The organism is Intrasporangium mesophilum (assembly GCF_054783095.1).
The window spans coordinates 23,664-48,491 of the sequence record NZ_BAAGRF010000031.1 but is presented as its reverse complement, the minus strand read 5'-3'; the positions used below and the strand labels follow the sequence as shown (position 1 = coordinate 48,491).

Genomic DNA, 24,828 nt, shown 5'->3' with positions numbered 1-24,828 from the left:
TCAGTTCACCTCTTCCAGGGCCTTGGTCTGACGGAAGCCGACGTAGGACAGCACGGCCACGATCATGAAGATGAAGATCGAGATCGCCGCGGCATACCCGAAGTTCGGTGCGGCGCTGGTGAAGGCGAGGCGGTACGCGTAGGTGATGAGCAGGTCGGTCGACCCGATCGCGCTCTGGTTGTTCTCGAACGGACCGCCCTCGGTCATGAGGTAGATCACGGTGAAGTTGTTGAAGTTGAAGGCGAACGACGCGATGAGCAGCGGACCGACCGCGACCAGGACCAGCGGCATGACGATCGACCGGATGGTGCGGAACCCGCTGGCACCGTCGATCGCCGCAGCCTCCTTGACGTCGCCCGGGATCGCCTGCAGAGCGCCCGTGCACACGATGAACATGTACGGGAAGCCGAGCCACAGGTTGGCGATGAGGATGGCCACCTTGGCCGCGTAGCCGTTGCCGAGCCAGTCGACATCAAGGCCGAGCGCGTTGTTGATCAGACCGAACTGCTGGTTGAACATCGAGGCCCAGACCAGCGCGGAGACGAAGCCGGGCAGCGCGTAGGGCAGCACGAGCAGCGTCCGCATCACCCGCCTGCCCTTGAGCCGTTCGTCGTTGAACAGCAGCGCGAGCGCCAGGCCGAGCAGGAACGTCGTCAGCACCGACATGAAGGCGAACAGCAGGTTCCAGCCGAAGATCTTGAGGAAGCCGGCTCGGAGCGTCTCGTTGGTCAGGGCGTTGGTGAAGTTCTTGAAGCCGACGTTCTCCTTCCAGCCCTGCGGAAGCTTGTCGGTCGAGTCCGAGACGTTGACCCACGACGCGTTCGACGGCCCGTAGACCTTCGCCGGCTGGCCGCTGGCCTCCGTGCGGGTGTCGGTGATCCGGTCCGTCCTGGGGTCGTACGTCGCGGCGGGTTTGCCTTCGAAAGCCTCGGAGAGGCCCACCCGTTTGATCGCCGCACCGCCCGTCGTCGGGACCGCGAAGTCGTCGAGGTCCTGGCGGGCATTGACCTGTCGGCCGTTGAGGATCGTGTAGCCGTTGACCGCCGTGACGCGACCCGTGGCCCCCTTGGTCACGTCGCTGGCAGGGAGCTCGGTGAGCCCGTCCTTCGTGCCGGCATACACCTTGTCGGTCGTCGGGTTGGTCAGGATGTAGACCGGTTCACCCGTGGTGACGTCGTCGCCGGCCTTGACCGCGACGCTGAGGGCGTAGCGCGGCTGGCCCTGCACCTCCTCGACCGACGAGGAGACGATCGCCTTGATCGACTCTTCCTTGGTGAGGCTGTGGCCGTCGCCCCAGTTGGTGAACGCCGTCGTGGCCGTGAAGACCGCCGGCCAGATCTGGAAGGCGAGGAAGAAGACGAGGCCCGGGAAGAGGTACTTCGCCGGGACGTTGCGGCGCGAGGCGTAGATAAGGAGCACGGCGAGGCCGACGAGGCCGAGGACAACCGTGCCGAGCAGCTGGCCGTTCGCGGCGAACAGGCCGGCCATGTAGATGATCACGGCCATCACGGCCACGATGATGACCCATTTGAGCACGACGTAAGGGGAGCGATTCATCGTTGAATCTCCGTCAAGGAGGAGGAGCGGCGGCGGGGGCGGCTCCGCGGGCGGCGACCAAGAGATGCGCTCTCGGTCACCGCCCGCGGGGTTTGCTCAGGTGACGTCGGGACGTCAGCCCTTGGCGATGTTCGCGATGATCTCCTGCGCGGCGGCGTCGAAGCGGGCCTTCGGGCCGGTCTTCTGGGAGATCACGTCAGCACCGGCCTGGCCGAGCGGGCCCCACACCGAGTTCATGGCGGGAATGTTCGGCATCGGCAGGGCGCCCTGGCCGGCCTGGAACCAGGCGGCGACGTCGGGGTCGCTCTTGGCGACCTCCTGGTAGGCCTCGGTCAGGGCCGGCGGACGGTGACCAACGTTGAACAGGTCGACCTGCAGGTCCTTGTTCGGGACGTACTTGGTGACGAACTCCTCGGCGAAGGCCTTGTTCTTGGCCTTGGACGAGACGTAGAACATCTGGACGCCGAGGAACGGCTCCATCTTTCCGCCGTTGAGCGTCGGCAGCGGCGAGATGGCGTACTTGATGTTCGCCTTCTTGGCCTTGTCGATGGCCCACGGGCCGGTGATGTAGTACGGGTACTTGCCGGAGTCGAAGAGCGCGTCGGAGTTGGTGCCGTCGACGTTGGTCGTCAGGACCTTCTCCTTGCCGAGCTTCGCGAGCTCGTTGGCACCCTTGATCGAGCCGGGGCTGTTGACGATGACCTTGTTCGGGTCGTAGTCGCCGTTGGACTTCTGCGCGAAGATGCCGCCGTCGAACGCCTTGAGGTAGGGGTACGTGTAGTAGGCGTTACCGGTCTTGCCGACCTCCTGGACGACGATGCCGTCGGCCTTGCCAGCAGCCATCAGGGCCTTGCCCTTGGTGATCATGTCCTCGTAGCTCGCGGGAGCGTTCGGCGCGAGCGCGGTGTTGCGGACCAGGCCGATGTTCTCGACGGCGTAGGGGACGCCGTAGATCTGGCCGTTGAACTTGGTGGCCTTGATGGCGTCCGGAGCGAACTTGGCCTGGATGTCGGGCGCGAGGTTGATCGGCGACACGGCGTTGTTCTGGACGAGCTCGCCGAGCCAGTCGTGCGCACCGACGATGACGTCAGGGCCCTTGCCGGCGTTCGTCGCGTCCTTGAAGTTGGCGCGGACGTCGGGGGCCACCTGGACGGCGACCTTGATGCCCTGCTCCTGGCCGAACTGGTCGGCGTACTTCTGGATCGCCGCCGCACGGTCGTTGTCGGTCCAGATCACGAGGTCGACCGAGGCGTCACGAACCGGGGCAGCAGTCGTGCTCGCCGGTGCGGGGGCCGCGGAGGTCGTCGTGGTCGTCGATCCAGCGGGGGTCTGAGACGCGGAGGGCGTCGACCCACCGCAGGCGCTGAGGGCCAGGGCGGCAACACCCGTGACGGCTGCAGCACCGAGCGCACGCTTGTGCATGGATTCTCCTTTGAAGCCTGGTGGCACACGCCGCCACCGGTTGTGGCGCCGAATGTAGCAAGAACTTGCAGTATGGGCCACCGGCTCTTGCAGCAAGTTTTTGCAACGTTCTGGACACATCCTGGGCTCAGGACGGCAACGACGCGGACGGCATACGGACCCCCTCGGACGGACTCGCCGGTGGACCTGGGGTGGTCAACCCCGCCCGCATGGGACATGATGGCGATGCCCGCTCACCCGGGTGGGTTCCCTTTACAACGGATCGTCCGGCACGTTCCTGCCGGTGAAGGAAGGCAATGAAGCCATGGCAACAGTGACGTTCGACAACGCGACGAGGCAGTACCCGGGCAACCCGGTCCCGTCGGTCGACAAGCTCAACATCGAGATCGCGGACGGAGAGTTCCTCGTTCTCGTCGGTCCCTCCGGGTGTGGCAAGTCCACGTCCCTGCGCATGCTCGCCGGCCTCGAAGAGGTCAACGGCGGCCGCATCCTGATCGGTGACCGCGACGTGACGAACCTGTCCCCCAAGGACCGCGACGTCGCGATGGTGTTCCAGAACTACGCGCTCTACCCGCACATGTCGGTGGCCGACAACATGGGCTTCGCGCTCAAGATCGCCGGCGTCGACAAGGCGGAGATCCGCAAGCGCGTCGAGGAGGCCGCCAAGATCCTCGACCTCACCCCCTACCTCGAGCGCAAGCCGAAGGCCCTCTCCGGTGGTCAGCGGCAGCGTGTGGCCATGGGCCGCGCGATCGTCCGCTCGCCCCAGGTGTTCCTCATGGACGAGCCGCTGTCGAACCTCGACGCCAAGCTCCGCGTCCAGACGCGCACCCAGATCGCCTCGCTGCAGCGCCGGCTCGGTGTCACGACGGTCTACGTCACGCACGACCAGGTCGAGGCCATGACGATGGGTGACCGCGTCGCGGTCCTCAAGGACGGCATCCTCCAGCAGTGCGACAGCCCGCGCCGCATGTACGACCACCCCGCCAACGTCTTCGTCGCGGGCTTCATCGGCTCGCCGGCGATGAACCTGCTCGACGTGCCCATCGTCGACGGCGGCGTCGACCTCGGCGGCCACACGCTGCCCGTCGAGCGTGAACACCTCAAGGACGCCGGCTCGCACGTGACGCTCGGTGTTCGCCCCGAGGACCTCGAGGTTGCCGAGGACGGCCACGGCGTCGCGGTCACGGTCGACGTGGTCGAGGAGCTCGGTGCCGACGCGTACATCTACGGCTCCACCAAGGCACACCAGGTTGACTCCGACGGCACCGAGGAGATGTCCACGCCGTTCATCGCGCGCGTCGACGGCCGCCGTCCCCCGGAGAAGGGCCAGGTCGTGAACCTTCGGCCCAAGCAGGGTCACGTCCACCTGTTCAACGCCGAGTCGGGCATCCGCCTGGGCGACTGACGCACGAGCCGGCTTTCCGAGCCGGTATGCCGCTGGGCCGGCTCCCGTCGACGGGGGCCGGCCCAGCGCCGTTGCGGCACCTGGCACCGCTCCGCGGACTCGAACGACGCCTCGAGGTGCCGCGTGCCACGATGGGTGCGTGACTCTCGAGATCACCACGGCCCGGCCGGAGTCGGCCCTGCTCGACCTGCCCTGGTCGACACCCCTGGAGGAGTGGCCGGAGAGCACGCTCGCGGCGCTCCCGCGCGGCATCTCCCGGCACGTGGTCCGGTTCGTCCGGCTCGGCAACCGCGTGCTGGCCGTCAAGGAGATCAAGGACGACATCGCCGACCGCGAGTACGCCATGCTGCGCAACCTGCGCCGGCTGGAGGTGCCCTCCGTCGAGCCGTTCGGGGTGGTGCACGGCCGGGCGACCGACGACGGCGAGCCGCTCGACGCCTGCCTGGTCACGCGGCACCTGCAGTTCTCGCTGCCGTACCGCGCCCTCTACAGCCAGAACCTGCGACCCGACACGGCGGTGCGCCTCATGGACGCCCTCGCCCTACTGCTCGTCCGGCTTCACCTCGAGGGCTTCTGGTGGGGAGATGTGTCCCTGTCCAACACACTGTTCCGGCGCGACGCCGGCGCGTTCGCGGCATACCTCGTCGACGCCGAGACCGGCGAGCTCCACCCGCGGCTGTCTGACGGGCAGCGGGAGCACGACCTCGACATCGCCCGCGTCAACATCGCCGGGGAGCTGATGGACCTCGCGGCGGGCGGTTTCCTCGAGGAGCAGGCCGACCCGTTCGAGGTGTCCGGATCGATCATCGACCGCTACCACTCGCTGTGGCAGGCGCTGACCGGCACCGAGCGTTTCGAGCTCGGTGACCGGTGGCGGGTCGACGAGCGCATCCGGCGGCTCAACGAGCTGGGCTTCGACGTCGACGAGCTCTCGATCCGGACCGACATCGGCGGCACCGAGATCCAGATCACCCCGAAGGTCGTCGATGCGGGCCACCACTCCCGCCGCCTGCTCCGGCTCACGGGGCTCGATGTCGGCGAGAACCAGGCCCGCCGCCTGCTCAACGATCTGGACGCCTACTCCGCGGCCACCGACCAACAGGGCGTCGACGAGGAGCTCGTCGCCCACGAGTGGCTCGCCCGGGTCTACGAGCCGACGACGCGGGCGGTCCCGCGTGAGCTGCTCGGGCGTCTCGAGTCAGCCGAGCTGTTCCACGAGGTGCTGGAGCACCGCTGGTATCTCAGCGAGCGCGCCGGCCACGACATGCCGATCGAGGATGCGCTGCGCGACTACGTCGCGACGGTGCTGCCGAAGAAGCCCGAGGAGAAGGCCGTGCTCGGTGTCGACACGATGGAGCTGCCGGTCATCAGCCGCCTCGACTGACCCTCGCCTCCTGCTTCTCCACGGGACCCGACAGGATCTGCCCGAAGAGCACGACCATCCACAGCGCGAAGGTCGCCACGTGAACCGCCGTGCACCACAGGCAGATCGCGTTGATCCGGAAGAGCTCGGCCCAGACCAGGTAGAGCACCATCCCGAGACCGATGGTCACCCAGACGAGGCGGACTGCGTCGAGCCAGCCCTCTGGCCGCCGCCACGTCCTCGGCAGACAGAGGCCGAGCGCGACCACGAAGAAGACCAGCCCGAGCAGCGCGACCGGGACACCCATGAAGGTGCTCCACGCGCTCGTGGTCACCTTCGCGCAGTCGATGATGCCGCCGATGCTGCACGCGAGGGTCGCGTTGTTCGTGGAGTGCTCGTAGGTGAGGTAGACCGACGTCCCGAGCCCGATGATGACGAGCACGAGCGAGGTGGGGGCGAGCCAGCGGGGCCGGACGCGGACGAACTGGGTCTGCTCGGCCGAGGCCGTGCTCTGGCGGCTCATGTCGTCAGTTCTTCAGCAGCACGCTCGCGGACATGACGCCCGGGCTCGTACACACGTTGGTCGGCTGGCCCTTGGTCAGCTGGCACAGCTGCGCGGAGATCATGTTGATCGCGGGGTCCATCGCCTTGCCGATGTCGGACTTCGGGTCCTGGATGCCGGCGATGATCTGGTCGTACGTCTTGCCGTCGAGGGCGTTGGCGTCGACCGTCGCGCCGCTGGTGGCGTGGGTGCCGCCGTAGGTGATCCACGGGATGCCGCCACCAGGGTTGTGCTTGGTGAACAGCGCCAGGTTCTCGCCGTCGAGGGTCTGCAGCGGCTGTCCCTCACGGTCCTGGGTCTCCACCGCCTCGAAGGCCAGCTTGTCGCTGTCGAACTTGGCCTTGGCGAACGACCACGTCGGGGTGTCCGGGTGCACGTCGGTCGAGGAGCTCGTCGTGGGGGTCAGCCCGCTGAACGTGCCGAACCTCGACATCGCTCCGATCAGGGCCCAGCGCTCCATGGCGCAGAACGGGCAGTACTCGGCGCCGACGTAGAGCACCTTGGGCTTGCCGTCCTGGGTCAGGGGCGTGCCGCCCTGCAGCGGCTGGGGAGCCTGCGAAGGCGTCGGGGCGACCGCGGAGTCGAGCGTCGAGACGGGCAGCGTCGTCAGCTTGGCGAGCGCCGCGTCCGCGCCGGTGGCCGCCGGAGCGGCCGGCTTGGGCCGGTTGGCGATGACGACACCGAGGGTCACCGCGATGATGACGACCACGACCGCGACGGCCGCCGCGATCACCTGCTTGCGCTGTCGCTCCTGTCGAGCCGCCTCGGCGCGCAGCTGCGCTGCCCGAGCCGCTGTCTCGGCGCGGTTGCTCTTGGCCACAATGGTTCCTTTGGTCGTCGTCATGCCCCGGCGCGGTGCGGGCCCAATACTACGTAGCGTAGTTGTCGCGCCGAGAGCACTGTACCGGGGTCCACTGATCAAGCGTCGGGAAGGGCCGATGAGTTCCCGCGGACCTCAGCGGCGGCGCTGCCGGGCGATCTCGTAGAGCGTCACGCCGGTCGCGAGCCCGGCGTTGAGCGACTCGACGGCCGAGCTCATCGGGATCGACACGATCTGGTCGCAGGTCTCCCGTACCAGCCGGGAGAGGCCCTTGCCCTCCGAGCCGGTGACGATGACGAGCGGCTCCGAGGCCAGCGACAGGTCGGGCAGGTCGACGTCGCCGTCCATGTCGAGGCCGAGCACGAAGAAACCGGCCTTCTTGAACTCCTCGAGCGCGCGGGTGAGGTTGCCGGCCTTGGCGACCGGGATGCGCGCCGCGGCCCCGGCGGACGTCTTCCACGCGGATGCGGTCATCCCGACCGACCGCCGCTCCGGCACGACCACGCCGTGGCCGCCGAAGGCGGCGACCGAACGGATGATCGCCCCGAGGTTGCGAGGGTCGGTGATGCCGTCGAGAGCCACCACGAGAGGTATGCCGGGCTGCTCAGGATCGATGAGGTCCGCCGGGTCGGCGTAGTCGTACGGCGGCACCTGCAGCGCCAGCCCCTGGTGCACCGCGCCGTCGGTCAGCCGGTCGAGCTCACCCCGGGGCGTCTCGAGAATGGCCAGACCCCGCTCGCTGGCGAGCTTGAGCGCCTCCTTGACCCGGTCGTCGGATTCGATCCGCGTCGCGATGTACATCGTCGACACGGGGATGTCGGCGCGCAGCGCCTCGACGACGGAGTTGCGGCCGGCGACGATCTCGCTCGATCCCTTGGCACGCCGGCTCGGTCGCGCCCCGGCCCCAGCGCGCCCACCGGTCTGGGGGTGGCCCGAGCGCTTGGCGACGGTTCTGGCGCGCTTGTGTGCCGCGTGGTACTCCCGGTCGACCGCCTTGGGGGTCGGCCCCTTGCCCTCGAGGCCGCGCTTGCGCTGGCCCCCCGAGCCGACCGTCGGCTTCTTGCCGCCCTTGCGCACCGCACCGCGCCGCTGTGAGTTCCCAGCCATGTCAGGCCCCCGTTCCGTTGCCGCGCTCTGGGCGGACCAGCGACCATTGCGGTCCGGACGGCGTGTCAGTGATGGCGATGCCGACGACGGCCAGATGGTCGCGGATCTCGTCGGCACGGGCGAAGTCGCGCTCCTGACGTGCCGCCTGCCGCGCGTCCAGCTGGACCTGGACCAGCGCGTCGAGCGCTGCCTCGGCGGCGGCGTCGTCGGCGGCCGCATCACGGGAGCTCCAGTGCGACGCAAGCGGGTTCACGCCGAGCACGTCGGTCATCGCGACGACGGACGCAGCCGCGGTGAGGGCCGCCTCGTCGTCGTCCTCGTCGAGCGCGCTGTTGCCGGCGCGGACGGTGTCGTGCACCACGGCAAGGGCGCCGGACACCCCGAGGTCGTCGTCCATCGACGCCACGAACTCCTGCGGGAGGGATGCCGCCGCGTGGATCTGGTGACCGGGAGCCCTCCGGGCGGCTCGCTCGAGGAACCCCTCGATGCGCTCGACCGCCGCGGCCGCTTCCTCGAGCGAGCCCGAGTGGTACTCGATCATCGAGCGGTAATGCGCCGCGGTGAGGTAGTAGCGCAGCACGATCGGGCGGGTGTGCTCGAGCAGGTGGCGCACCTCGAGAGCGTTGCCGAGCGACTTGCCCATCTTCTCGCCCTTGACCGTGACCCAGCCGTTGTGCAGCCAGTACCGGGCGAACCCGAGCCCGGCGGCGCGCGACTGGGCCTGCTCGTTCTCGTGGTGTGGGAACCGCAGGTCGATGCCGCCGCCGTGGATGTCGAACTCGTCACCGAGCCAGCGCCGGGCCATGGCCGAGCACTCGAGATGCCAGCCCGGGCGGCCTGGGCCGAACGGGGTCGGCCAGGAGGCGTTCTCCGGCTCGTCGGACTTGCGACCCTTCCAGAGCGCGAAGTCGCGCGGGTCTCGCTTGCCTCTCGGGTCGGCGTCGTCGGCGCTGGCCATGTCGTCGAGCGACTGGTTGGACAGCGAGCCATACTCGGGCCAGGACTTCACGTCGAAGTAGACATCGCCGCTGTGGTCGGGAGCGACGTAGGCGTGACCCTTTTCGATCAGGGTCTCCATGAGCGAGATCATGTCGGGCACGTGGCCGGTGGCACGGGGCTCGTACGTCGCCGGCTCCACCCCGAGCGCATCGAGAGCCTCGGTGGTGAGGCGTTCGTTGCGATAGGTCAGCGCGAACCACGGCTCGCCCGCCTCGGCGGCCTTGCGAAGCACCTTGTCGTCGATGTCGGTGACGTTGCGCACGAGGGTCACGTCGAAGCCGTGGCCCGTCTCGAGCCACCGCCGGAGCACGTCGAAGGCGACGGCGAACCGGATGTGCCCGATGTGCGGTGCGCCCTGCGTCGTGAGCCCACAGATGTACATACCGACCTTGCCGGCCTCGCGCGGCGTGAAGTCGCGCAGCTCCCGGGTGGCGGTGTCGAACAGTCGTAGGCTCACCCGCCGAAGTCTATCGGCGCTCGCCGTCGAGCCCGACCACGCGAACCTGCCTGCCGATACGCTGCGGACATGGCTGCGCCGAGGCTCTCCAGCTACGAGCGACTCGACGGTCGGGAGGTCCGGGCGGTCATCCGCTACCTCGGCGAGCGGATCGACGAGTACCTCCCGAACCACCGCGGCCTGCGCTCGTCCACCGAGCAGCTGGGCCGCCTGGTGGACGACCTGCTCGACCGGGAGCGCACGGCTCCGCGCCGTCGCCGCATCGTGGTCTGGGTATGCCGGGTGCTCATCGTGATCGTCATCGTGACCGTCGCGCTCACGGTCGGTGCGGCCGTGCGGGACGCGGTCAGCGACCGGGGCGCGCTGCACGCGTTCGAGTGGCTGCCGGTGGTCGAGAGCGGCGTCAACGACCTGGTCTTCGCGGGCATCGCCATCTGGTTCCTGTTGTCGCTCGCCGACCGTCTGGTCCGCAACGAGCTGCTCCGCCGCCTGCACCGCCTCCGCTCGCTGGCACACATCATCGACATGCACCAGATGAGCAAGGACCCGGCTGCCCTGCTGCCGGACACCGAGGCCGGCACGCCCGCCGGACGCGACGTGATCAGCCCGCGCACACTGTCGGTCCGCGACTACGGCATCTATCTCGACTACTGCTCCGAGCTGCTCTCCCTGACCGCGAAGGCAGCCGCGCTCTGCGCCGAGGAGTCGACGGACGCGCTGGTGCTCGACACGGTCAGCGAGATCGAGAACCTGACGAATGGGATGAGCCGCAAGATCTGGCAGAAGATCAGCCTGCTGCGCGACACCCCCGCCCCGCGCGCCTGACCTCCCCCACCGTTCGAGGTAATCGAGTCGAGGTGATGGTCCGGGCCATGACCCGGACCATCACCTCGACCGGGATACCTCGAACCGGGTGAGGGACTGCGGTCAGAGTGCTGGAGTCGCGGCTGTCGGGACGACCAAGGCCGTGGCGATGGCTGCCACGCCCTCGCCGCGTCCGGTGAGGCCGAGCCCGTCGGTGGTCGTGCCGCTGACGGACACCGTGGCACCGGCGGCCGCACCGAGAGCTGCCTCCGCCTCGGCCCGCCGGCTGCCCACCTTGGGCCGGTTGCCGACGACCTGCACGGCGATATTGCCGATCTCGAAGCCCGACGACCTCACAAGCCGGGCCGCCTCGGCCAGCAGGGTCACACCTGACGCACCGGCAAGCTCCGGCCGGGACGTGCCGAAGTGAGCACCGAGGTCGCCGATCCCAGCCGCAGAGAACAGCGCGTCGCAGGCCGCGTGGGCGGCGACATCTGCGTCGGAGTGGCCGACGAGGCCGGGCTCTCCGGGCCAGCGCAGGCCGGCGACCCACAGCTCGCGGTCCGACCCGGCCGGGGCGAACGCATGGACGTCGACGCCGACGCCGACGCGAGGCAGCGGCATACGGACGCCGGGAACGGAAGCCTCGGACGCGCCCGGCGCGGAGTCCGCCATCAGGACTCCTTCCAGTCGATCGGCCCACGGTGCACCTTGTGCGGTGCCGCCTGCGCCACCGGCTTGATGACCATGGTGTCGATGTTGACGTGCTGGGGCAGGCCGACGACGAAGCCGACGCACTCCGCGATGTCCTCGGCGACGAGGGGACGGTCAACCCCTTCGTAGACCTTGTCCGCCGCCGCCCGGTCGCCGTGCAGCCGGGTCAGCGAGAACTCCTCGGTCTGCACCATGCCGGGCCGGATGTCCGCCACTCGGATGTTCTCGCCGTTGAGCTCGAGCCGGAGGGTCTCGGAGACCACCGAGGTGCCGTGCTTTGCTGCGACATAGCCGGCCCCGCCCTCGTAGACCCGCTCGCCGGCGATCGAGCTGATGTCGATGATGGTGGCTCGCGCCGAGCGGCGCAGCAACGGCAGCACGGCCTGGACGACCCGCATCGTGCCGACGACGTTGGTGGCGAACATCTGCTCCCAGTCGTCCGGGTCGCCGTCCTCGACCCGGGTCACGCCGAGCGCGCCACCGGCATTGTTGACCACGACGTCACAGCGCTCGAGCGTGGCGACCGCAGCCGTCACCGACTCGGCGTCCGTGACGTCCATGACGACCGCTCGGGCCACCGGGCCGAAGGTGTCGGCGATGGCGCCGACGACCTGGTCGAGCTTCTCCCGGCGGCGCCCTGCGACCACGACGTCGAAGCCGTCGTTCGCGAGCCGACGTGCGATGGCCGCGCCGATGCCGGTGCCGCCTCCGGTGATCAGGGCCAGAGGCCGGGACTGCGCTGCGGTGGGGTCGCTCGTCACTCCCCGAGGATATGCGTCACCCGAGCAGGCGCGACGCGGCGTCGAGGTCACCGGGTGTGGTGACCTTCATCGCGAGCGGGTCGCCCGCGACGACGACCACCGGCTCGCCGAGCCGCTCGACCAGGCCGGCGTCGTCGGTCACGCCGCCCGACGCCGGCACCCTTCGCCCGAGAGCAGCGTGGGCACGTTCGAGCACGTCGCGCCGGAAGCCCTGCGGCGTCTGGATGGCCCTCAGGGTGGCCCGGTCTGGCGTGCTGACGACCACCCCGTGAGCGTCCACCTGCTTGACGGTGTCGACGACCGGCGTGCCGGGGACCGCGGCGACAGCGCCTCCGTCTACCGCTGCGACGACCCGCTCGAACAGGTCGACCGGGGTGAGGCACCGGGCGGCGTCGTGCACGAGCACGACCTCGATGGCCGCACTGAGCCGGTGCAGGCCGGCCAGCACCGAGTCGCCTCGCTCGGCCCCGCCGGAGACCAGCGTCACGGGCACGCGTGAGTCGGCCGCGCGGCATACCTCGTCGGCGATGGCCTGTGCCTGCGCGAGGTGGCTGTCGGGCACGACCAGGACGACCTCGTCGACCGCCGAAGACGCGAGAACCCCCCGCAGCGCGTGCCCGAGGATAGGCACCCCTGCGAGGGGCACGAACGCCTTGGGCTCGGAAGCCCCCAGGCGTGCGCCGGAGCCGGCCGCGACGACGATGACGCCGACGCGACCGGCTCCGACAGAGGTGTTCAGTGCGTCTCGAGTGCTCAGGAAGCCCGGCTCAGGACGCCAGGACCTCGTCGAGGATCGACTCGGCCTTGTCCTCGTCGGTCTTCTCTGCGAGCGCGAGCTCGGACACCAGGATCTGACGCGCCTTGGCGAGCATCCGCTTCTCGCCTGCCGACAGGCCACGGTCCTGGTCGCGGCGCCACAGGTCGCGCACGACCTCGGCAACCTTGATGACGTCACCCGAGGCAAGCTTCTCGAGGTTCGCCTTGTAGCGGCGGGACCAGTTGGTCGGCTCCTCCGTGTGGGGAGCCCGCAGGACCTCGAACACTCGGTCGAGACCCTCCTGGCCGACGACGTCGCGGACACCCACGAGGTCGCAGTTCTCGGCTGGCACTTCGATCGTCAGGTCACCCTGAGCGACCTTGAGCTTGAGGTAGAGCTTGTCCTCTCCCTTGATCGTGCGTGTGTTGATCTCCTCGATCAGTGCAGCCCCGTGGTGGGGGTACACGACCGTCTCGCCGACCTTGAAAACCATCTGCTGTTTTCCCCTTTCGCGACCTCCAGATTATCACGATCCGGATGACAGCGCGATCTCAGGATCGCGCATCTGCGCAGGTCAGAGCCCTAACCGGACGCCTTCTCGCCATCCGAGCCGTCTTGACAGATGGGCTCTCGCGTGCATCAGCGAGCCCCGGGCGACGACGCCGAGGCCCCTCTGGTATGCCGTCCAGTCGCGTCCCAGGGGCGGGTCCCCGTCCGCTCGCCCTGCGCCCCGGGCGCCGGTCCGGGAGCCGGGCGACCACCGGCCCATGGGCGGTCAGGGGGCGTTCGGGAGGCACTCGGGCCGGTCCGAAGGGTGCTGCGGAATCGTTGTCGAGCAGCTCGGTGGGTGTGCGGGTCGAGGCGCAGGGCCGCCGGTAGGCTGTCGCCCGTGAAGCGTCGATTCCCCGCCCAGGCCACTGCGCGTCGCCCGATCTCCCGGCAGGTGTCGGCGCTGCTCGCCGGCGCCGCCGTCGTCGCTGTGACGGCCGGATGCCAGGCCAGCTCGCCCGTCCAGACGGACGTCCCCTACGTGCCCGCCGACGGTGTCCCGGTGGATGTCGGCCAGCTGGCCATCCGCGACCTGCTGCTGGTCGGCGACGGCTCGGGCCCGGCCGTGATCTCGGGCTCGGCCATCAACCTCGGCGACGGCTCCATGACCGTCAAGATCGCACCGCAGGCGGCCTCCGGCTCCTCGTCGACGCCGACCTCCTCGGAGTTCCAGCTCGGCCCGCGCGAGCAGGTCAACCTCTCCACCAAGGGCCTGGAGATCTCCCAGCTCTCCGGCAAGCCGGGCACGCTCGTGCCGGTCACGGTCACGTCGAGCACGAGCGGGAGCGCGGTCGCCGACGTGCCCATCCTCCTGCCCGAGCACTACTACTCCACGGTGACGCCGAGTCCGACGGGTTCCTGACCCACAGAGACCGGCCGGCGCTCGCCAGACCGGCGAGCGCCGCACCTTCTGACGAGCGCCGCAGATTCGGCCGAGAGGCGCAGTGCTGCGGCTCTCGTCAGCTCGCCTCGAACTTGTAGCCCAGACCCCGCACGGTGACGATGTGGACCGGGCTGGCCGGGTCGGGCTCGATCTTGGCGCGCAGCCGCTTGATGTGGACGTCGAGCGTCTTGGTGTCGCCCACGTAGTCGCTGCCCCACACGCGGTCGATCAGCTGCATCCGGGTGAGCACCCGGCCCGAGTTGCGCAGCAGCATCTCGAGCAGCTCGAACTCCTTGAGCGGGAGCGAGGCGGAACGACCCTGGACGCTCACCGTGTGGCGTTCGACGTCCATCCGGACGGGGCCCGACTCGAGTGTCGAGGGCAGCAGGTCCTCGGGCTCGCTGAGCCGGCGCAGCACGGCCTTGACCCGAGCCAGCAGCTCGCGGCTGGAGTAGGGCTTGGTGACGTAGTCGTCGGCCCCGATCTCCAGGCCGACGACCTTGTCGATCTCGCTGTCCTTGGCGGTCAGCATGATCACCGGCACCGACGAGCGCTGGCGCAGGGCACGGCATACGTCGACCCCGGACAGGCCCGGGAGCATGAGGTCGAGCAGGACGAGGTCGGCGCCGTTCTTGTCGAACTCGGCGAGGCCGTCGGGGCCGGTCTCGGCGATGGCGACGTCGTATCCCTCCTTCTTGAGGAGGTAGGACAGGGGGTCGGAGAACGACACCTCGTCCTCGACGATGAGAATGCGACTCAAGGCTGACCTCTCGGGGCTCAGGCGGCAGTGCGGCGATGGTTCAGGAGTGGTTGCTCAGGGTGGGTTGCTCAGGGGTGGATTGCTCAGGGTGGGTTGCGCAGGGGTGGGCGGTTCGGGGCGGGTGTTCAGGACATTCGGCGGCTGACAAGCTCGGGCCCCGCCGGTCAGGCCGGGACGGGTGGTGAGGCGTCGGATGGTTGCTGGCTGCCGCGAGCCGCAGCCTCGCGAGGCGACGGTGCGCGCGTGCTCGTCTCGTCGGACCATGTCGGCTGCGGCCCCGACTCTCGAGGGCCTGGCTCGCGTGGCGCGATCTCGGCGCCGCTCGCCTCTGCACTGTCTATCGCGGCTCGCTCCGGCGACTCCTGCGTCGCCGGGACCGAGGACGGCGTCGCCGGGACCGAGGACGGCGTCGCTGCCGGCAGCTCGATCGTGAACGTCGACCCGCGTCCAGGCTCGGACCACACGGAGACGTTGCCGCCGTGGTTGTCCGCGACGTGCTTGACGATGGCGAGGCCGAGGCCCGTGCCCCCGGTCGCACGCGAGCGGGCGGTGTCGACGCGGTAGAACCGCTCGAAGATGCGCTGCTGCTCCTCCGGCGGGATGCCCAGACCCTGGTCGGTGACGGAGATGTCGACGATGCCGCCGGAGACGCGGCGCACCGTGACGCTCACGCGCGTGTGCGACTCGGAGTAGGCGATGGCGTTGCCGACGAGGTTGCTGATCGCGGTCGTCACGAGCTCGGCGTCACCCCACACCTGGCAGCCCTCGGCGAACGAGGTGACCAGCTCGATCCGGGCCTCCTCGGCCAGCAGCCGGCTCCGCTCGGCCGCGTCCTGCGCGCAGGCGGCGACGTCGATGAGTGTCGGATCCTTGATGACGTCGGCGCCCTGCAGCCGCGAGAGCTCGACGATCTCCTTGACGAGGCGGGTCAGCCGCGCCGACTCGACGCTGATGCGCCGGGCGAAGCGGGCCACGGCCTCGGGGTCGTCGTGAGCGTCGAGCACCGCCTCGGCGAGCAGCGAGATGCCGCCGACGGGGGTCTTCAGCTCGTGGCTGACGTTGGCGAGGAAGTCGCGCCGGATCTCCTCCACCCGCGCGGCCTTGGAGCGGTCCTCGACGAGGAGCAGCACATGGTGCGCGCCGAGCGGTGCCACGCGCGCGGCGACGACGAGTCGCCCATCGCCCATGCCCTTCTTGAGCTCCAGCTCGGCCTCGCGGATCACGCCGTCGCGGCGCACCTGCCGCGCGAGGTTGACCAGCTCGGGGTGGGCCAGCTCCTGGCCGCGCACCAGCCCGTGGGCCACGGCGGCCGGCGAGTTGTTCACGACCCGGTCGGACGCGTCGATGAGGATGCCACTCGAACGCAGCACGGCGATCACCTCGCCCACGCCGGGCGGCAGGGGCGGCGCCGGAGCCTTGGCCTGCTCGGCTGCGGTGGACCGGTCCGACAGGCGCACGGCAACCATCGCCAGGCCGCCCAGGGCGAGGCCGGCGATGCCACCGAGCGTTGCCGCGGTCGTCGGGTCCACGACACTCAGCGTACGCAAGCCTGTGACAGGCTCAGACCACGCAGCCGTGACGCGTGCGCGGGGCGAACCCACTGTTCACCTCCCGGCCCCCGCCCATTCACGCTCCGGTGCCAACCTCGGCACGATGGGCCACGACGCCCTGCGGATCCCCCTGCTGCCACGGTGCGCCCCACGGCAGGGTGGTGGCAGGCTGATCACACCCGCACGAGACGCGATGTTTCATGAGCCCGGCTACCGACAGGAAGACCATGCGCGACCAGTTCCACGAGGACCTCGACAAGATCTCGGACCAGCTCGTCGAGCTGACCCGGCTTGCCGGGTCCGCCATCGCCCGCGCCACGACCGCACTCCTTGACGCGGACGTCCACCTCGCCGAGTCCGTCATCGAAGCCGACCGCAAGCTCGACGACATTCGGATCGAGCTCGACAACCTGTCGATCGACCTGCTCGCCCGCCAGCAGCCCGTGGCCACCGACCTGCGCATCGTCGTCACGGCGATGCACATGAGCTCGGACCTCGAGCGGATGGGTGACCTGGCCCGCCACGTCGCGAAGGTGGCGCGGCTGCGCACCCCCGACTCGGCCGTGCCGCCGGAGCTGCGCTCCCACATCCTGCAGATGGGGCAGGTCGCCGAGTCGATCGTGGCCAAGTGCGGCTCGATCATCGCGAGCAAGGACGTCGCTGCGGCGATCGCCCTCGAGAAGGACGACGACCAGATGGACGAGCTGCATCGGCAGCTCTTTGCCAAGCTCCTCGACGAGGACACCACCTGGACGCGCAGCTCGATCCTCGACCTGACGCTGGTCGGGCGCTACTACGAGCGCTTCGCCGACCACGCCGTGTCCGTCGCGCGCCGGGTCATCTACCTCGTCACCGGTGAGTACGACCAGTCGGTCGACCACGAGGACGAGGAGGACGCCGAGGCCGTCGCCCGTCTCGAGAGCGACATCAGCTGAGGCCAGCGGGACCACTCGAGTGGTCAGCCCAGCACGCACCACGGCGCGCACGGGAGTGACCACCCGACCTCGGTCTGGAGGGCCGCTCAGCGGCCCTGGTTGGCGACCGCCTCGGCGGCGGCGCGGGCAGCCTCGGGGTCGAGGTACCGGCCACCCCGCGTGAGCGGACGGAACTGGTCGTCGAGCTCGTAGACCAGCGGCATACCGGTGGGGATGTTGAGCGCGGCGATGTCGTCGTCGGAGATGTCGTCGAGCGTCATGACCAGACCGCGGAGCGAGTTGCCGTGCGCGGCGACCAGGACAGTGAGCCCGTCGGCCAGGTCGTTCTGGATCTCGTTCTCCCAGTAAGGCATCAGCCGCGCCACGACGTCCTTCAGGCACTCGGTGGCTGGCATCGCGTCGCCGAGCCCGGCATACCTCGGGTCGTCGGTCTGGGCGAACTCGTCGGCGGCGTCGATCGGCGGCGGCGGCACGTCGTACGACCGGCGCCACAGCATGAACTGCTCCTCGCCGTACTCCTCCAGCGTCTGCTTCTTGTTCTTGCCCTGGAGCGCGCCGTAGTGGCGCTCGTTGAGGCGCCAGTCGCGCTTGACCGGGATCCAGTGACGGTCGGCCACGTCGAGCGCCACGTTGGCCGTCGTGATGGCGCGCCGCAGCACGGACGTGTGCACGATGTCGGGCAGGATGCCGGCTTCCTTGAGCTGCTCCCCGGCGCGCACGCCCTCTTCGCGGCCCTTGTCGGTGAGGTCGACGTCGACCCAGCCGGTGAAGAGGTTCTTGGCGTTCCAGTCGCTTTCGCCATGGCGGAGAAGGACGAGCGTGTAGGTCATGCGCGTCAGCCTAGCGACGCGCCTCTACGTGCCGGCCTCGTCGTCCAGAAGGTGACGGAACGCCTCGAGGTTGCGGGTCGACTCGCCTCGGGAGATCCGCCAGGCCCACTCCTTCTTCATCGAATCGAGGAAGCCCAGGGCGAGCAGCTCGTTGAAGGCCTCGTCGCTGGCCGCCAGGACGACGCCGAACATCTGGTCGAGCTGGTCACCGTCGAGCGCCGCGGTCGGCACCTCGCCCCGGAGGTACACGTCGCCGTCGTTGTCGATGGCATACGCGACGCCCTGCAGCCGCAGGTTCTTGCGCAGGAGCGCGCGGTAGAAGGCCTCGTGGTTCTCGTCGGGGTTGCGGATCACGAACGCGCTCAGGCTCGTCGTCCGGTCGCGCACCAGGAGCGACACGACCGTCTTGAGCTTCTTCTCCCCCGGCAGCGTCACGACGTACTCCCCCGGGCGCCCGCCGAGCTCCCACTCGAGCCCCACCGAGCCGAGGTATGCCGTCAGGCGGGCTTCCGCGGCCGCCTGCGCCTCGGTCGGTGACTCAGCTCGAGACGGGGTCTGCAACTCGGCCTGCAACTCGGTGTGCAACTCGGTGTGCGACTCGGACTGCGTCTCGGGCTGTCCGCCGGTCACCGCATCGGTGTGTGGCCCCGTCACGGGATCACCGCCCGTGGCACACCGACGAGGTTCTGGCCCTCGTCGATGGGCGACTCGTTGCGAGCGTGCTGCCGGCCGGCGAGGGCCTGGCGGTAGACCTCGAGCAGCCGATCCGTCGTCGCGGACCAGCCGAACTGTCGCGCATGCTCGACTCCCTTGCGCGCCATGGCCTCTCGCCGCTGCGGGTCACGCAGCAGCGCTTCGGTCGCATCGGCCCATTGCGCCGTGTCGTGCCCGTCGACGAGCATCCCGGCATCGCCCACCGCGGTGGGCAGCCCGCCGACGTCAGCGGCGATGACTGGCGTGCCGCAGGCCTGGGCCTCGATGGCGACGAGGCCGAACGACTCCGAGTAGCTCGGGACGACGACGAGGTCGGCGGCGCGGTACCACTGCGCCAGGACCGGTCGCTCGACCGGCTTGACGAACCGGACGAGGTCGGCGATGCCGAGGGACGCGGCGAGCTCCTCGAGCTCGTGGGGGCGGGTCAGCCCGCTGCCGCTCGGCCCGCCGACCACCGCGACCGTAAGAGTCCGCCGGCGGGTCGGGTCGCGCCGGATCAGCTCGTGCGTCGCGCGGAGCAGGACATCGGGCGCCTTGAGCGGCTGGATGCGTCCGACGAACAGCATCAGCTCACCGTCGATCTCGACCCCGAGCTCGCGGCGAGCGGCGACCCGGTCGCCCGGGGTGAACGTCGTCAGGTCGACACCGGGAGGGACGACGGACACCTTCTCGGGCGGGGCGGCATACAGCTCGATGAGCTCGCGCGCCTCACCGTCGGTGTTCGCGACGAGGCGGTCGGCCGCCTCGACGACCTGGGCCTCGCCGATCTCGCGGCCGCGGGGCTCTGGGGTGTCCCCATCGGCCAGATGGAGGTTCTTGACCCGGGCCATCGTGTGCATGGTGTGGACGAGGGCGACGCGCCACCGGTCGGCCGCGAGCCAGCCGACCTGGCCGGAGAGCCAGTAGTGCGAGTGGACGAGGTCGTAGTGGTCCTCGGGCACGGACAGGCCGGCCTGCATGATGCCCGCCGAGAAGGCGCACAGCTGCCCCGGCAGGTCGAGCTTCGAGAGCCCCTCGTACGGTCCGGCCGTGACATGCCGGACCCGGACACCGGGGACGAGGTCCACCTCGACCGGGGTCGCGCTGGTCGTGCGGCGGGTGAAGATGTCGACCTCGATGCCGCGGGCGGCGAGCTCCTTGGCGGTCTCTGCGACGTATACGTTCATCCCGCCCGCATCACCGGTGCCCGGCAGCTCGAGCGGAGAGGTGTGAACACTGATCATCGCCACGCGCTTCGGGTCGCCCGACATCACGTTCCTTCCCATTCCAGTCCTGTACGTGGCCAACGGCCGCGATCCTTCGAAGTATTCCGCGGCGGCGGCCTCTAGGCTGCTCAGGTGGCTGGCCGCTCACGCCCCGTCGGGACGATCACGCGCGGCACGACCAACCCGAACCGGTTGCGTCGGTGCGACCGGTGGCTTGCCGGCCCGGAGCGCTGGCGCCTGCTCAAGGCCTCGTCCCCGCCGGTCGTCGTCGACCTCGGCTACGGCGCCTCGCCCATCACGGCCGTCGAGCTGCACGACCGGTTGCGCACCGTCCGGTCGGACGTCCGGGTCGTAGGCATCGAGATCGACCCTGCCAGAGTGGAGGCGGCCAAACCGCTCGAGCGCGAGGGACTGACCTTCCGCCTCGGCGGCTTCGAGGTGCCGCTCGACGACGGTGAGCAACCGACGGTCGTGCGCGCCTTCAACGTGCTCCGGCAGTATGCCGAGGACGACGTCGCCGGCGCATGGGCGCGCGTGCGCGAGCGCCTCGGACCGGAGGGGCTGCTCGTCGACGGCACGTGCGACGAGATCGGCCGCCGGGCGACGTGGGTCGCGGTCGACGCGGACGGGCCGCTGAGCCTGACGGTCTCGCTGCGCATGGGCGGGCTCGAGCGCCCGTCGGACGTGGCGGAGCGTCTGCCCAAGGTCCTCATCCACCGCAACGTCCCCGGCGAGCCGATCCATGAGTTCCTCGGCGACCTCGACCGGGCCTGGGAGCGCAGCGCAGCGCACGCGTCGTGGGGCGCCCGGCAGCGGTTCCTGGCTGCGGTCGAGCAGGTGCGCGAGGGCTGGCCGGTGCTCGGCGGAGCCTCGCGTTGGCGCCTCGGCGAGGTCACCGTGGCCTGGTCCGCCGTGGCGCCGAGACCCTGAGCAGGCGCCTTGTCCTGACCGGGTTCGCCCGGGTCTGTGGGCATTCTGGAGGGCGCACACTCCCCGAAATCTCACAGGAATCCGGCCACCATCGCGCTACACCCCCGGCGTACCATGAGGCACATGTCGCAGAGCGACATGACCGCGTGGGGGCGAGGTCATGCGGTGAGCTTCTACGCGCTCGACACGGAGGGTGTCGACTCCGTCGCGCACTATGTTGCGCAGGGGTGGACAGTCGGCGAGTGCGTCATCGTCGTGGCCACGCGAGCGCATCGGGCAGCCATCGAGGCGCGCCTTCGCGATCTCGGGCACGACCCCGCCGCCCAGCTCGCCCAGAAGCTCTACCTCCCCTACGACGCCGAGACGACGCTGCGCAGCCTGCTCTCCGACGGCTCGTTCGACGTGGAGCGGTTCCACGTCGTCGTCGGCGCGATGCTCCAGGAGGCCGCCGCGACCGGTGCTGCGATCCGGGCCTTCGGCGAGATGGTCGCCCTGATGTGGCAGCTCGGCGCGGTCGACGACGCCATCGAGCTCGAGATGCAGTGGAACCGGCTCATGCACGACCACGACTTCTCGCTCCTGTGCGCATACCCCACCGGGGTGTTCGACCACGCCACCCTCGTCGACGTCCGCCGGGTCTGCGAGCTGCACACGGACGTCGTGCCGCCAGCGACCCCGGCCGATACGTCAGCCGCGGAGCTCGCTGTCGGCCATGCCTGCTCCCGCATCTACCTGCCGATACCGGAGTCGGTGCCGGCCGCACGACACTTCGTCGTCGACGTCCTGCGGTCCTGGGGCAACGATGACCTGACGGGAGACGCCGCGCTCATCATCTCCGAGCTGGCGACCAACGCGCTGAGCCACGCGATGTCACCCTTCCGGGCCGTCCTCGACCGCCGCGGGCAGGGCCTGCGCATCGGCGTCGAGGACGCGACCGACATCGCGCTGGAGCGACGCTCGCCCCCGACCGATGCCACCAGCGGCCGTGGCGTCGCGATCATCGAGGCCCTGTCCGAGCGATGGGGCTACAGCGCCGTCCCAGGCGGCAAGGTCGTCTGGGCGGAGCTGCCGCTTCGGGCTCGCCGCTGGCAGGCAGGCTGACCGGCCCCACCCGCGCACGGGCGCGAGCGACTGCCCCGCGCGCGCTCGGATGCGCCACGAGGGCGCTCGGTCGACTCACGGAACCACCCCGGGACGCACGTATGCCGCCGGGCGGGGCCGGCGGCATACGTGAAAGCGGGTGCCTGGAGCCGAGGGCTCAGCGGACGTAGTCGTCCTGGAGGCGCTCGATGTCGGCCTCGTCGAAGTGGCCGAAGCCGACCTCGAGGAGTCGGCCGGGCTGGTCGCCGGAGTTGCCCATGCGGTGGGTCGACCCGCGCGGGACCCAGACGGTCTCCCCCTGCTGGGCGCACCACGAACGGTCGTCGACGGTGACGTCGATCGGCACGTCGAGCACCTGCCACATCTCACCGCGGTGGTCGTGGCGCTGGAGCGAGAGCCGATGCCCGGGCTGGACCGTGATGATCTTCACGGTCACCTGCTCGTTGGACACGAACTGCTGGAACTGACCCCACGGGCGCTCGGCGACGAAGATGTCCTTGGTCGGGTTGCGGTTGCCCAGGTCGTACTCGTCGGCGGTGTGCCTCGGAGCGGTGACTCGGGCGTGCTGGTGGGCGTCGAGCTCGTGGTCGACGACAGCAGCAGGCTGCTGGTCGGACATGGTTCTCCAATCGGTTGTGAGTGCACCAGTGTGCCGTACGCGGCACGGTGCTCGTGCCGACTAGGGTTCGCCAGTTGCCGTGACGGTCACCAGCCGCTGTTGGACCTCCCACCCAGGCCACGCACCTGACGCAGCGCAGGGCGCACGTCAGCGAGGTAGACGGCCGCCCCGACAAAGGCGAGCAGGCCGAACAGGCTCAACGGGTTGAAGAACGTGACGAAGCCGAGGAGGAGGGCCACACCCAGCAGGATGAGCCAGAACTTTCGCGTGCGCTTGCTCGCAGCGACGTAGGCCCCCTCGGGCTGGCGCACGGCATCGACGAACGCGAAGACCTCGCAAGCGAACGCGACGACGCCGAGCGCGAGGAGCACGACGTTCTGGAAGCCGTAGTACAGCTGCATGATGGAAGGGTAACTCGCCGATCTGACAGAACGCGCTCCCAGCGTCCTCCCAGACTTCTCGGACCGTGGGGTCAGACGTCGACGACCAGTGTGAACGGCCCGTCGTTGACGAGGGAGACCTGCATCATCGCCCCGAAACGGCCTTGCGCGACCTCGACCCCACGGGCCTGGAGAGCCTCCACGAGCCGGGAGATCATCGGCTCCGCCACCGGCCCGGGGGCCGCCGCACTCCAGGACGGCCGTCGTCCCTTGCGGGTGTCGGCGTGCAGGGTGAACTGGCTGACGACGAGGACCGGCGCCCCGATGTCGGCCACACTCTGCTCGTCGCGCAGGATCCGCAGCTCGGCGATCTTGCGCGCCATCCGCTCGACCTGGTCGGAGCCGTCGTTGTGCGTCACCCCGACGAGGGCGAGCAGGCCCGGACGGTCGATGGACCCGACCACCTCGCCGTCGACCTCGACCCGCGCCGAGGTGACGCGCTGCAGGACCGCGCGCACGGCCCCTCGCCCTCAGACGCCGACGGCGACGACGGCGCCGACCGGCTGGCCGTGGCCGAGGACCGGCTGCAGCTCGAGCGCCGCGAGCGCCTCCTCGTCGGTGACGCCGATCCGGCGCAGCACCGCGGCGAGGAGCACGGTCCGGGCCCGCGACGAGCCGTCCGCGACCTTGACCGCCACGCCGCGACCGTCAGCCAGCCCGACGGCATACACGGCTTCGGCGCCGTCCTTGGCGATGAGCCCGTCGACGCCACGGATCAGTGTCGTGACGTCGCGGTTGGTGCCGCCGAGGTACTCGGGGAAGTCGCGAATCGCCTTGGCGATCTTGGCTTCCGGCCCGTCGGTGGCTGCGGCGATCTGACCGAAGGCGTGCGCCAGCGAAGCGAGCGGGATGGCGTGGATCGGGGCACCGCACCCATCGACGGCGACTGCGCTGAGGTCGGCCCCGGTGAGCTCGCGGATCGTCTCGCCGACTGCGACCTGGAGCGGATGGTCGACCGCGCGGTACGTCGCCAGGTCCCAGCCGTTGATGACACACGTGGCGAGCATCGAGGCGTGCTTGCCGGAGCAGTTCTGGGCGATGGCCTGCTTCGGCCTGCCCTCGGCGATCCAGGCGATCTTGGCGGACTCGTCGTAGGGGTAGTCAGGCGTGTTCTGCAGGTCGGCCTCGGTGAGGCCCGCGCGGGAGAGGATCTCTCGGGCGGCCTCCTGGTGGAAGGCCTCGCCGGAGTGGCTCGAGCACGCGAGCGACAGGAGCCGTCCGTCGGTGTCGAGGCCGTGGCGCACCATGGCCAGCGCCTGCAGCGGCTTGCTCGACGACCGCGGGAACACCGGACCCGTGGCGTCGCCCACCTGGAAGTCGATGCTCCCGTCGGGGTTCGTGACGACCGCCGTGCCGTGGTGCACCGACTCGACGAAGCCGGCCCGCACGACGTGAGCGATGACGGGAGCGTCGACCAGTGCCGGGGACACCCGTCCGTGCTGGGCGGGCGTGGGCGGGCTCGGTGCTGAGGGCGAGGACTGCGGCTGCTCTGACACGTCCCGCAGTATGCCGGAGGCCGAGCTCACCCTGTCGGGCGCGGTGCCACTCGCCCGGGTAAGGGAACGGGCCGCCACCCCGGAA

Annotated in this window: 26 protein-coding genes; 7 read left to right on the top strand and 19 right to left on the bottom strand. The window is 69.9% G+C overall.

Features of this window, described 5'->3' with window-relative positions; translation table 11 throughout:
- The gene (locus ACYVLP_RS23015; RefSeq protein ID WP_460629633.1) at positions 1–1,557 is read right to left on the bottom strand and encodes an ABC transporter permease subunit; all 1,557 of its coding nucleotides are present in this window, start codon (positions 1,555–1,557) and stop codon (positions 1–3) included.
- A gap of 114 nt (positions 1,558–1,671) precedes the next feature.
- Positions 1,672–2,979, bottom strand: a complete 1,308-nt coding sequence (locus ACYVLP_RS23010; RefSeq protein ID WP_460629632.1) for a sugar ABC transporter substrate-binding protein — start codon at positions 2,977–2,979, stop codon at positions 1,672–1,674.
- Positions 2,980–3,283: 304 nt separating this feature from the next.
- Between ACYVLP_RS23010 and ACYVLP_RS23005 the strand changes: the two genes are divergently transcribed.
- Complete coding sequence (locus ACYVLP_RS23005) at positions 3,284–4,387, top strand: ABC transporter ATP-binding protein (protein WP_460629631.1); 1,104 nt, start codon at positions 3,284–3,286, stop codon at positions 4,385–4,387.
- Positions 4,388–4,526: 139 nt separating this feature from the next.
- The gene (locus ACYVLP_RS23000) at positions 4,527–5,771 is read left to right on the top strand and encodes a DUF4032 domain-containing protein (protein ID WP_460629630.1); all 1,245 of its coding nucleotides are present in this window, start codon (positions 4,527–4,529) and stop codon (positions 5,769–5,771) included.
- Here the strand turns inward: ACYVLP_RS23000 and ACYVLP_RS22995 are convergent.
- The 4 genes from ACYVLP_RS22995 to cysS form a co-directional block, all read right to left on the bottom strand.
- On the bottom strand, positions 5,755–6,273 hold the full coding sequence (locus ACYVLP_RS22995) for a vitamin K epoxide reductase family protein (protein WP_460629629.1): 519 nt from the start codon (positions 6,271–6,273) through the stop codon (positions 5,755–5,757). The two genes, ACYVLP_RS23000 and ACYVLP_RS22995, sit on opposite strands and share 17 nt — an antisense overlap.
- Positions 6,274–6,277: 4 nt before the next feature.
- Positions 6,278–7,132 carry a DUF929 family protein gene (locus tag ACYVLP_RS22990; protein WP_460629628.1) on the bottom strand — a complete coding sequence of 285 codons (855 nt, stop codon included), beginning with the start codon at positions 7,130–7,132 and terminating at the stop codon, positions 6,278–6,280.
- A gap of 135 nt (positions 7,133–7,267) precedes the next feature.
- On the bottom strand, positions 7,268–8,239 hold the full coding sequence (gene rlmB / locus ACYVLP_RS22985) for a 23S rRNA (guanosine(2251)-2'-O)-methyltransferase RlmB (protein ID WP_460629627.1): 972 nt from the start codon (positions 8,237–8,239) through the stop codon (positions 7,268–7,270).
- Position 8,240: 1 nt separating this feature from the next.
- Positions 8,241–9,695 carry a cysteine--tRNA ligase gene (cysS, locus tag ACYVLP_RS22980; protein ID WP_460629626.1) on the bottom strand — a complete coding sequence of 485 codons (1,455 nt, stop codon included), beginning with the start codon at positions 9,693–9,695 and terminating at the stop codon, positions 8,241–8,243.
- Positions 9,696–9,764: 69 nt separating this feature from the next.
- On the opposite strand from cysS, the gene ACYVLP_RS22975 reads away from it, so the two are divergent.
- Entirely contained in the window at positions 9,765–10,520 is a 756-nt protein-coding gene (locus ACYVLP_RS22975) for a hypothetical protein (protein WP_460629625.1), read from the top strand.
- A gap of 102 nt (positions 10,521–10,622) precedes the next feature.
- Here the strand turns inward: ACYVLP_RS22975 and ispF are convergent, their stop codons facing one another.
- The 4 genes from ispF to ACYVLP_RS22955 form a co-directional block, all read right to left on the bottom strand.
- A complete protein-coding gene (gene ispF / locus ACYVLP_RS22970; RefSeq protein WP_460629624.1) occupies positions 10,623–11,174 on the bottom strand; it encodes a 2-C-methyl-D-erythritol 2,4-cyclodiphosphate synthase in 552 nt (183 codons plus the stop codon).
- Entirely contained in the window at positions 11,174–11,974 is an 801-nt protein-coding gene (locus tag ACYVLP_RS22965; RefSeq protein WP_460629623.1) for an SDR family NAD(P)-dependent oxidoreductase, read from the bottom strand. The genes ispF and ACYVLP_RS22965 overlap by 1 nt, the downstream gene beginning before the upstream one ends.
- A gap of 16 nt (positions 11,975–11,990) precedes the next feature.
- Positions 11,991–12,677 carry a 2-C-methyl-D-erythritol 4-phosphate cytidylyltransferase gene (gene ispD, locus ACYVLP_RS22960; RefSeq protein ID WP_460629673.1) on the bottom strand — a complete coding sequence of 229 codons (687 nt, stop codon included), beginning with the start codon at positions 12,675–12,677 and terminating at the stop codon, positions 11,991–11,993.
- 64 nt (positions 12,678–12,741) lie between these two features.
- Positions 12,742–13,224 carry a CarD family transcriptional regulator gene (locus ACYVLP_RS22955; protein WP_013493734.1) on the bottom strand — a complete coding sequence of 161 codons (483 nt, stop codon included), beginning with the start codon at positions 13,222–13,224 and terminating at the stop codon, positions 12,742–12,744.
- A 396-nt stretch (positions 13,225–13,620) separates the two neighbouring features.
- Between ACYVLP_RS22955 and ACYVLP_RS22950 the strand changes: the two genes are divergently transcribed.
- The gene (locus tag ACYVLP_RS22950) at positions 13,621–14,142 is read left to right on the top strand and encodes a hypothetical protein (RefSeq protein ID WP_452267558.1); all 522 of its coding nucleotides are present in this window, start codon (positions 13,621–13,623) and stop codon (positions 14,140–14,142) included.
- Positions 14,143–14,239: 97 nt separating this feature from the next.
- On the opposite strand, the gene ACYVLP_RS22945 is transcribed toward ACYVLP_RS22950, so the two are convergent.
- Both ACYVLP_RS22945 and ACYVLP_RS22940 read right to left on the bottom strand, forming a co-directional pair.
- Entirely contained in the window at positions 14,240–14,923 is a 684-nt protein-coding gene (locus tag ACYVLP_RS22945) for a response regulator transcription factor (RefSeq protein WP_460629622.1), read from the bottom strand.
- A gap of 164 nt (positions 14,924–15,087) precedes the next feature.
- Complete coding sequence (locus tag ACYVLP_RS22940; RefSeq protein WP_460629621.1) at positions 15,088–16,452, bottom strand: sensor histidine kinase; 1,365 nt, start codon at positions 16,450–16,452, stop codon at positions 15,088–15,090.
- A 248-nt stretch (positions 16,453–16,700) separates the two neighbouring features.
- On the opposite strand from ACYVLP_RS22940, the gene phoU reads away from it, so the two are divergent.
- A complete protein-coding gene (phoU, locus tag ACYVLP_RS22935) occupies positions 16,701–17,408 on the top strand; it encodes a phosphate signaling complex protein PhoU (protein ID WP_460629620.1) in 708 nt (235 codons plus the stop codon).
- An 86-nt stretch (positions 17,409–17,494) separates the two neighbouring features.
- On the opposite strand, the gene ACYVLP_RS22930 is transcribed toward phoU, so the two are convergent.
- The 3 genes from ACYVLP_RS22930 to mshA all read right to left on the bottom strand — a co-directional run bounded on the left by ACYVLP_RS22930 (position 17,495) and on the right by mshA (position 20,217).
- Positions 17,495–18,238 carry a phosphoglyceromutase gene (locus tag ACYVLP_RS22930; RefSeq protein WP_460629619.1) on the bottom strand — a complete coding sequence of 248 codons (744 nt, stop codon included), beginning with the start codon at positions 18,236–18,238 and terminating at the stop codon, positions 17,495–17,497.
- A gap of 24 nt (positions 18,239–18,262) precedes the next feature.
- Positions 18,263–18,739 carry a type III secretion system chaperone family protein gene (locus ACYVLP_RS22925; protein WP_460629672.1) on the bottom strand — a complete coding sequence of 159 codons (477 nt, stop codon included), beginning with the start codon at positions 18,737–18,739 and terminating at the stop codon, positions 18,263–18,265.
- Between the two features lie 149 nt (positions 18,740–18,888).
- On the bottom strand, positions 18,889–20,217 hold the full coding sequence (gene mshA / locus ACYVLP_RS22920) for a D-inositol-3-phosphate glycosyltransferase (RefSeq protein ID WP_460629618.1): 1,329 nt from the start codon (positions 20,215–20,217) through the stop codon (positions 18,889–18,891).
- A 72-nt stretch (positions 20,218–20,289) separates the two neighbouring features.
- On the opposite strand from mshA, the gene ACYVLP_RS22915 reads away from it, so the two are divergent.
- Together ACYVLP_RS22915 and ACYVLP_RS22910 are read left to right on the top strand one after the other, a co-directional pair.
- Positions 20,290–21,087 carry a methyltransferase domain-containing protein gene (locus ACYVLP_RS22915; protein ID WP_460629617.1) on the top strand — a complete coding sequence of 266 codons (798 nt, stop codon included), beginning with the start codon at positions 20,290–20,292 and terminating at the stop codon, positions 21,085–21,087.
- Positions 21,088–21,210: 123 nt separating this feature from the next.
- Positions 21,211–22,188, top strand: coding sequence for an MEDS domain-containing protein (locus ACYVLP_RS22910; protein WP_460629616.1), 978 nt, complete (start codon positions 21,211–21,213; stop codon positions 22,186–22,188).
- Between the two features lie 157 nt (positions 22,189–22,345).
- Here ACYVLP_RS22910 and ACYVLP_RS22905 read toward each other — a convergent pair whose 3' ends face one another.
- The 4 genes from ACYVLP_RS22905 to ACYVLP_RS22890 form a co-directional block, all read right to left on the bottom strand.
- Complete coding sequence (locus ACYVLP_RS22905; protein ID WP_460629615.1) at positions 22,346–22,807, bottom strand: phosphomannose isomerase type II C-terminal cupin domain; 462 nt, start codon at positions 22,805–22,807, stop codon at positions 22,346–22,348.
- A gap of 86 nt (positions 22,808–22,893) precedes the next feature.
- Positions 22,894–23,208, bottom strand: a complete 315-nt coding sequence (locus ACYVLP_RS22900) for a DUF2516 family protein (RefSeq protein ID WP_452267567.1) — start codon at positions 23,206–23,208, stop codon at positions 22,894–22,896.
- Positions 23,209–23,279: 71 nt separating this feature from the next.
- Positions 23,280–23,705, bottom strand: a complete 426-nt coding sequence (gene dtd, locus ACYVLP_RS22895; RefSeq protein ID WP_460629614.1) for a D-aminoacyl-tRNA deacylase — start codon at positions 23,703–23,705, stop codon at positions 23,280–23,282.
- Positions 23,706–23,717: 12 nt separating this feature from the next.
- Complete coding sequence (locus ACYVLP_RS22890; RefSeq protein WP_460629613.1) at positions 23,718–24,743, bottom strand: asparaginase; 1,026 nt, start codon at positions 24,741–24,743, stop codon at positions 23,718–23,720.
- Between the last annotated feature and the right edge of the window lie 85 nt (positions 24,744–24,828).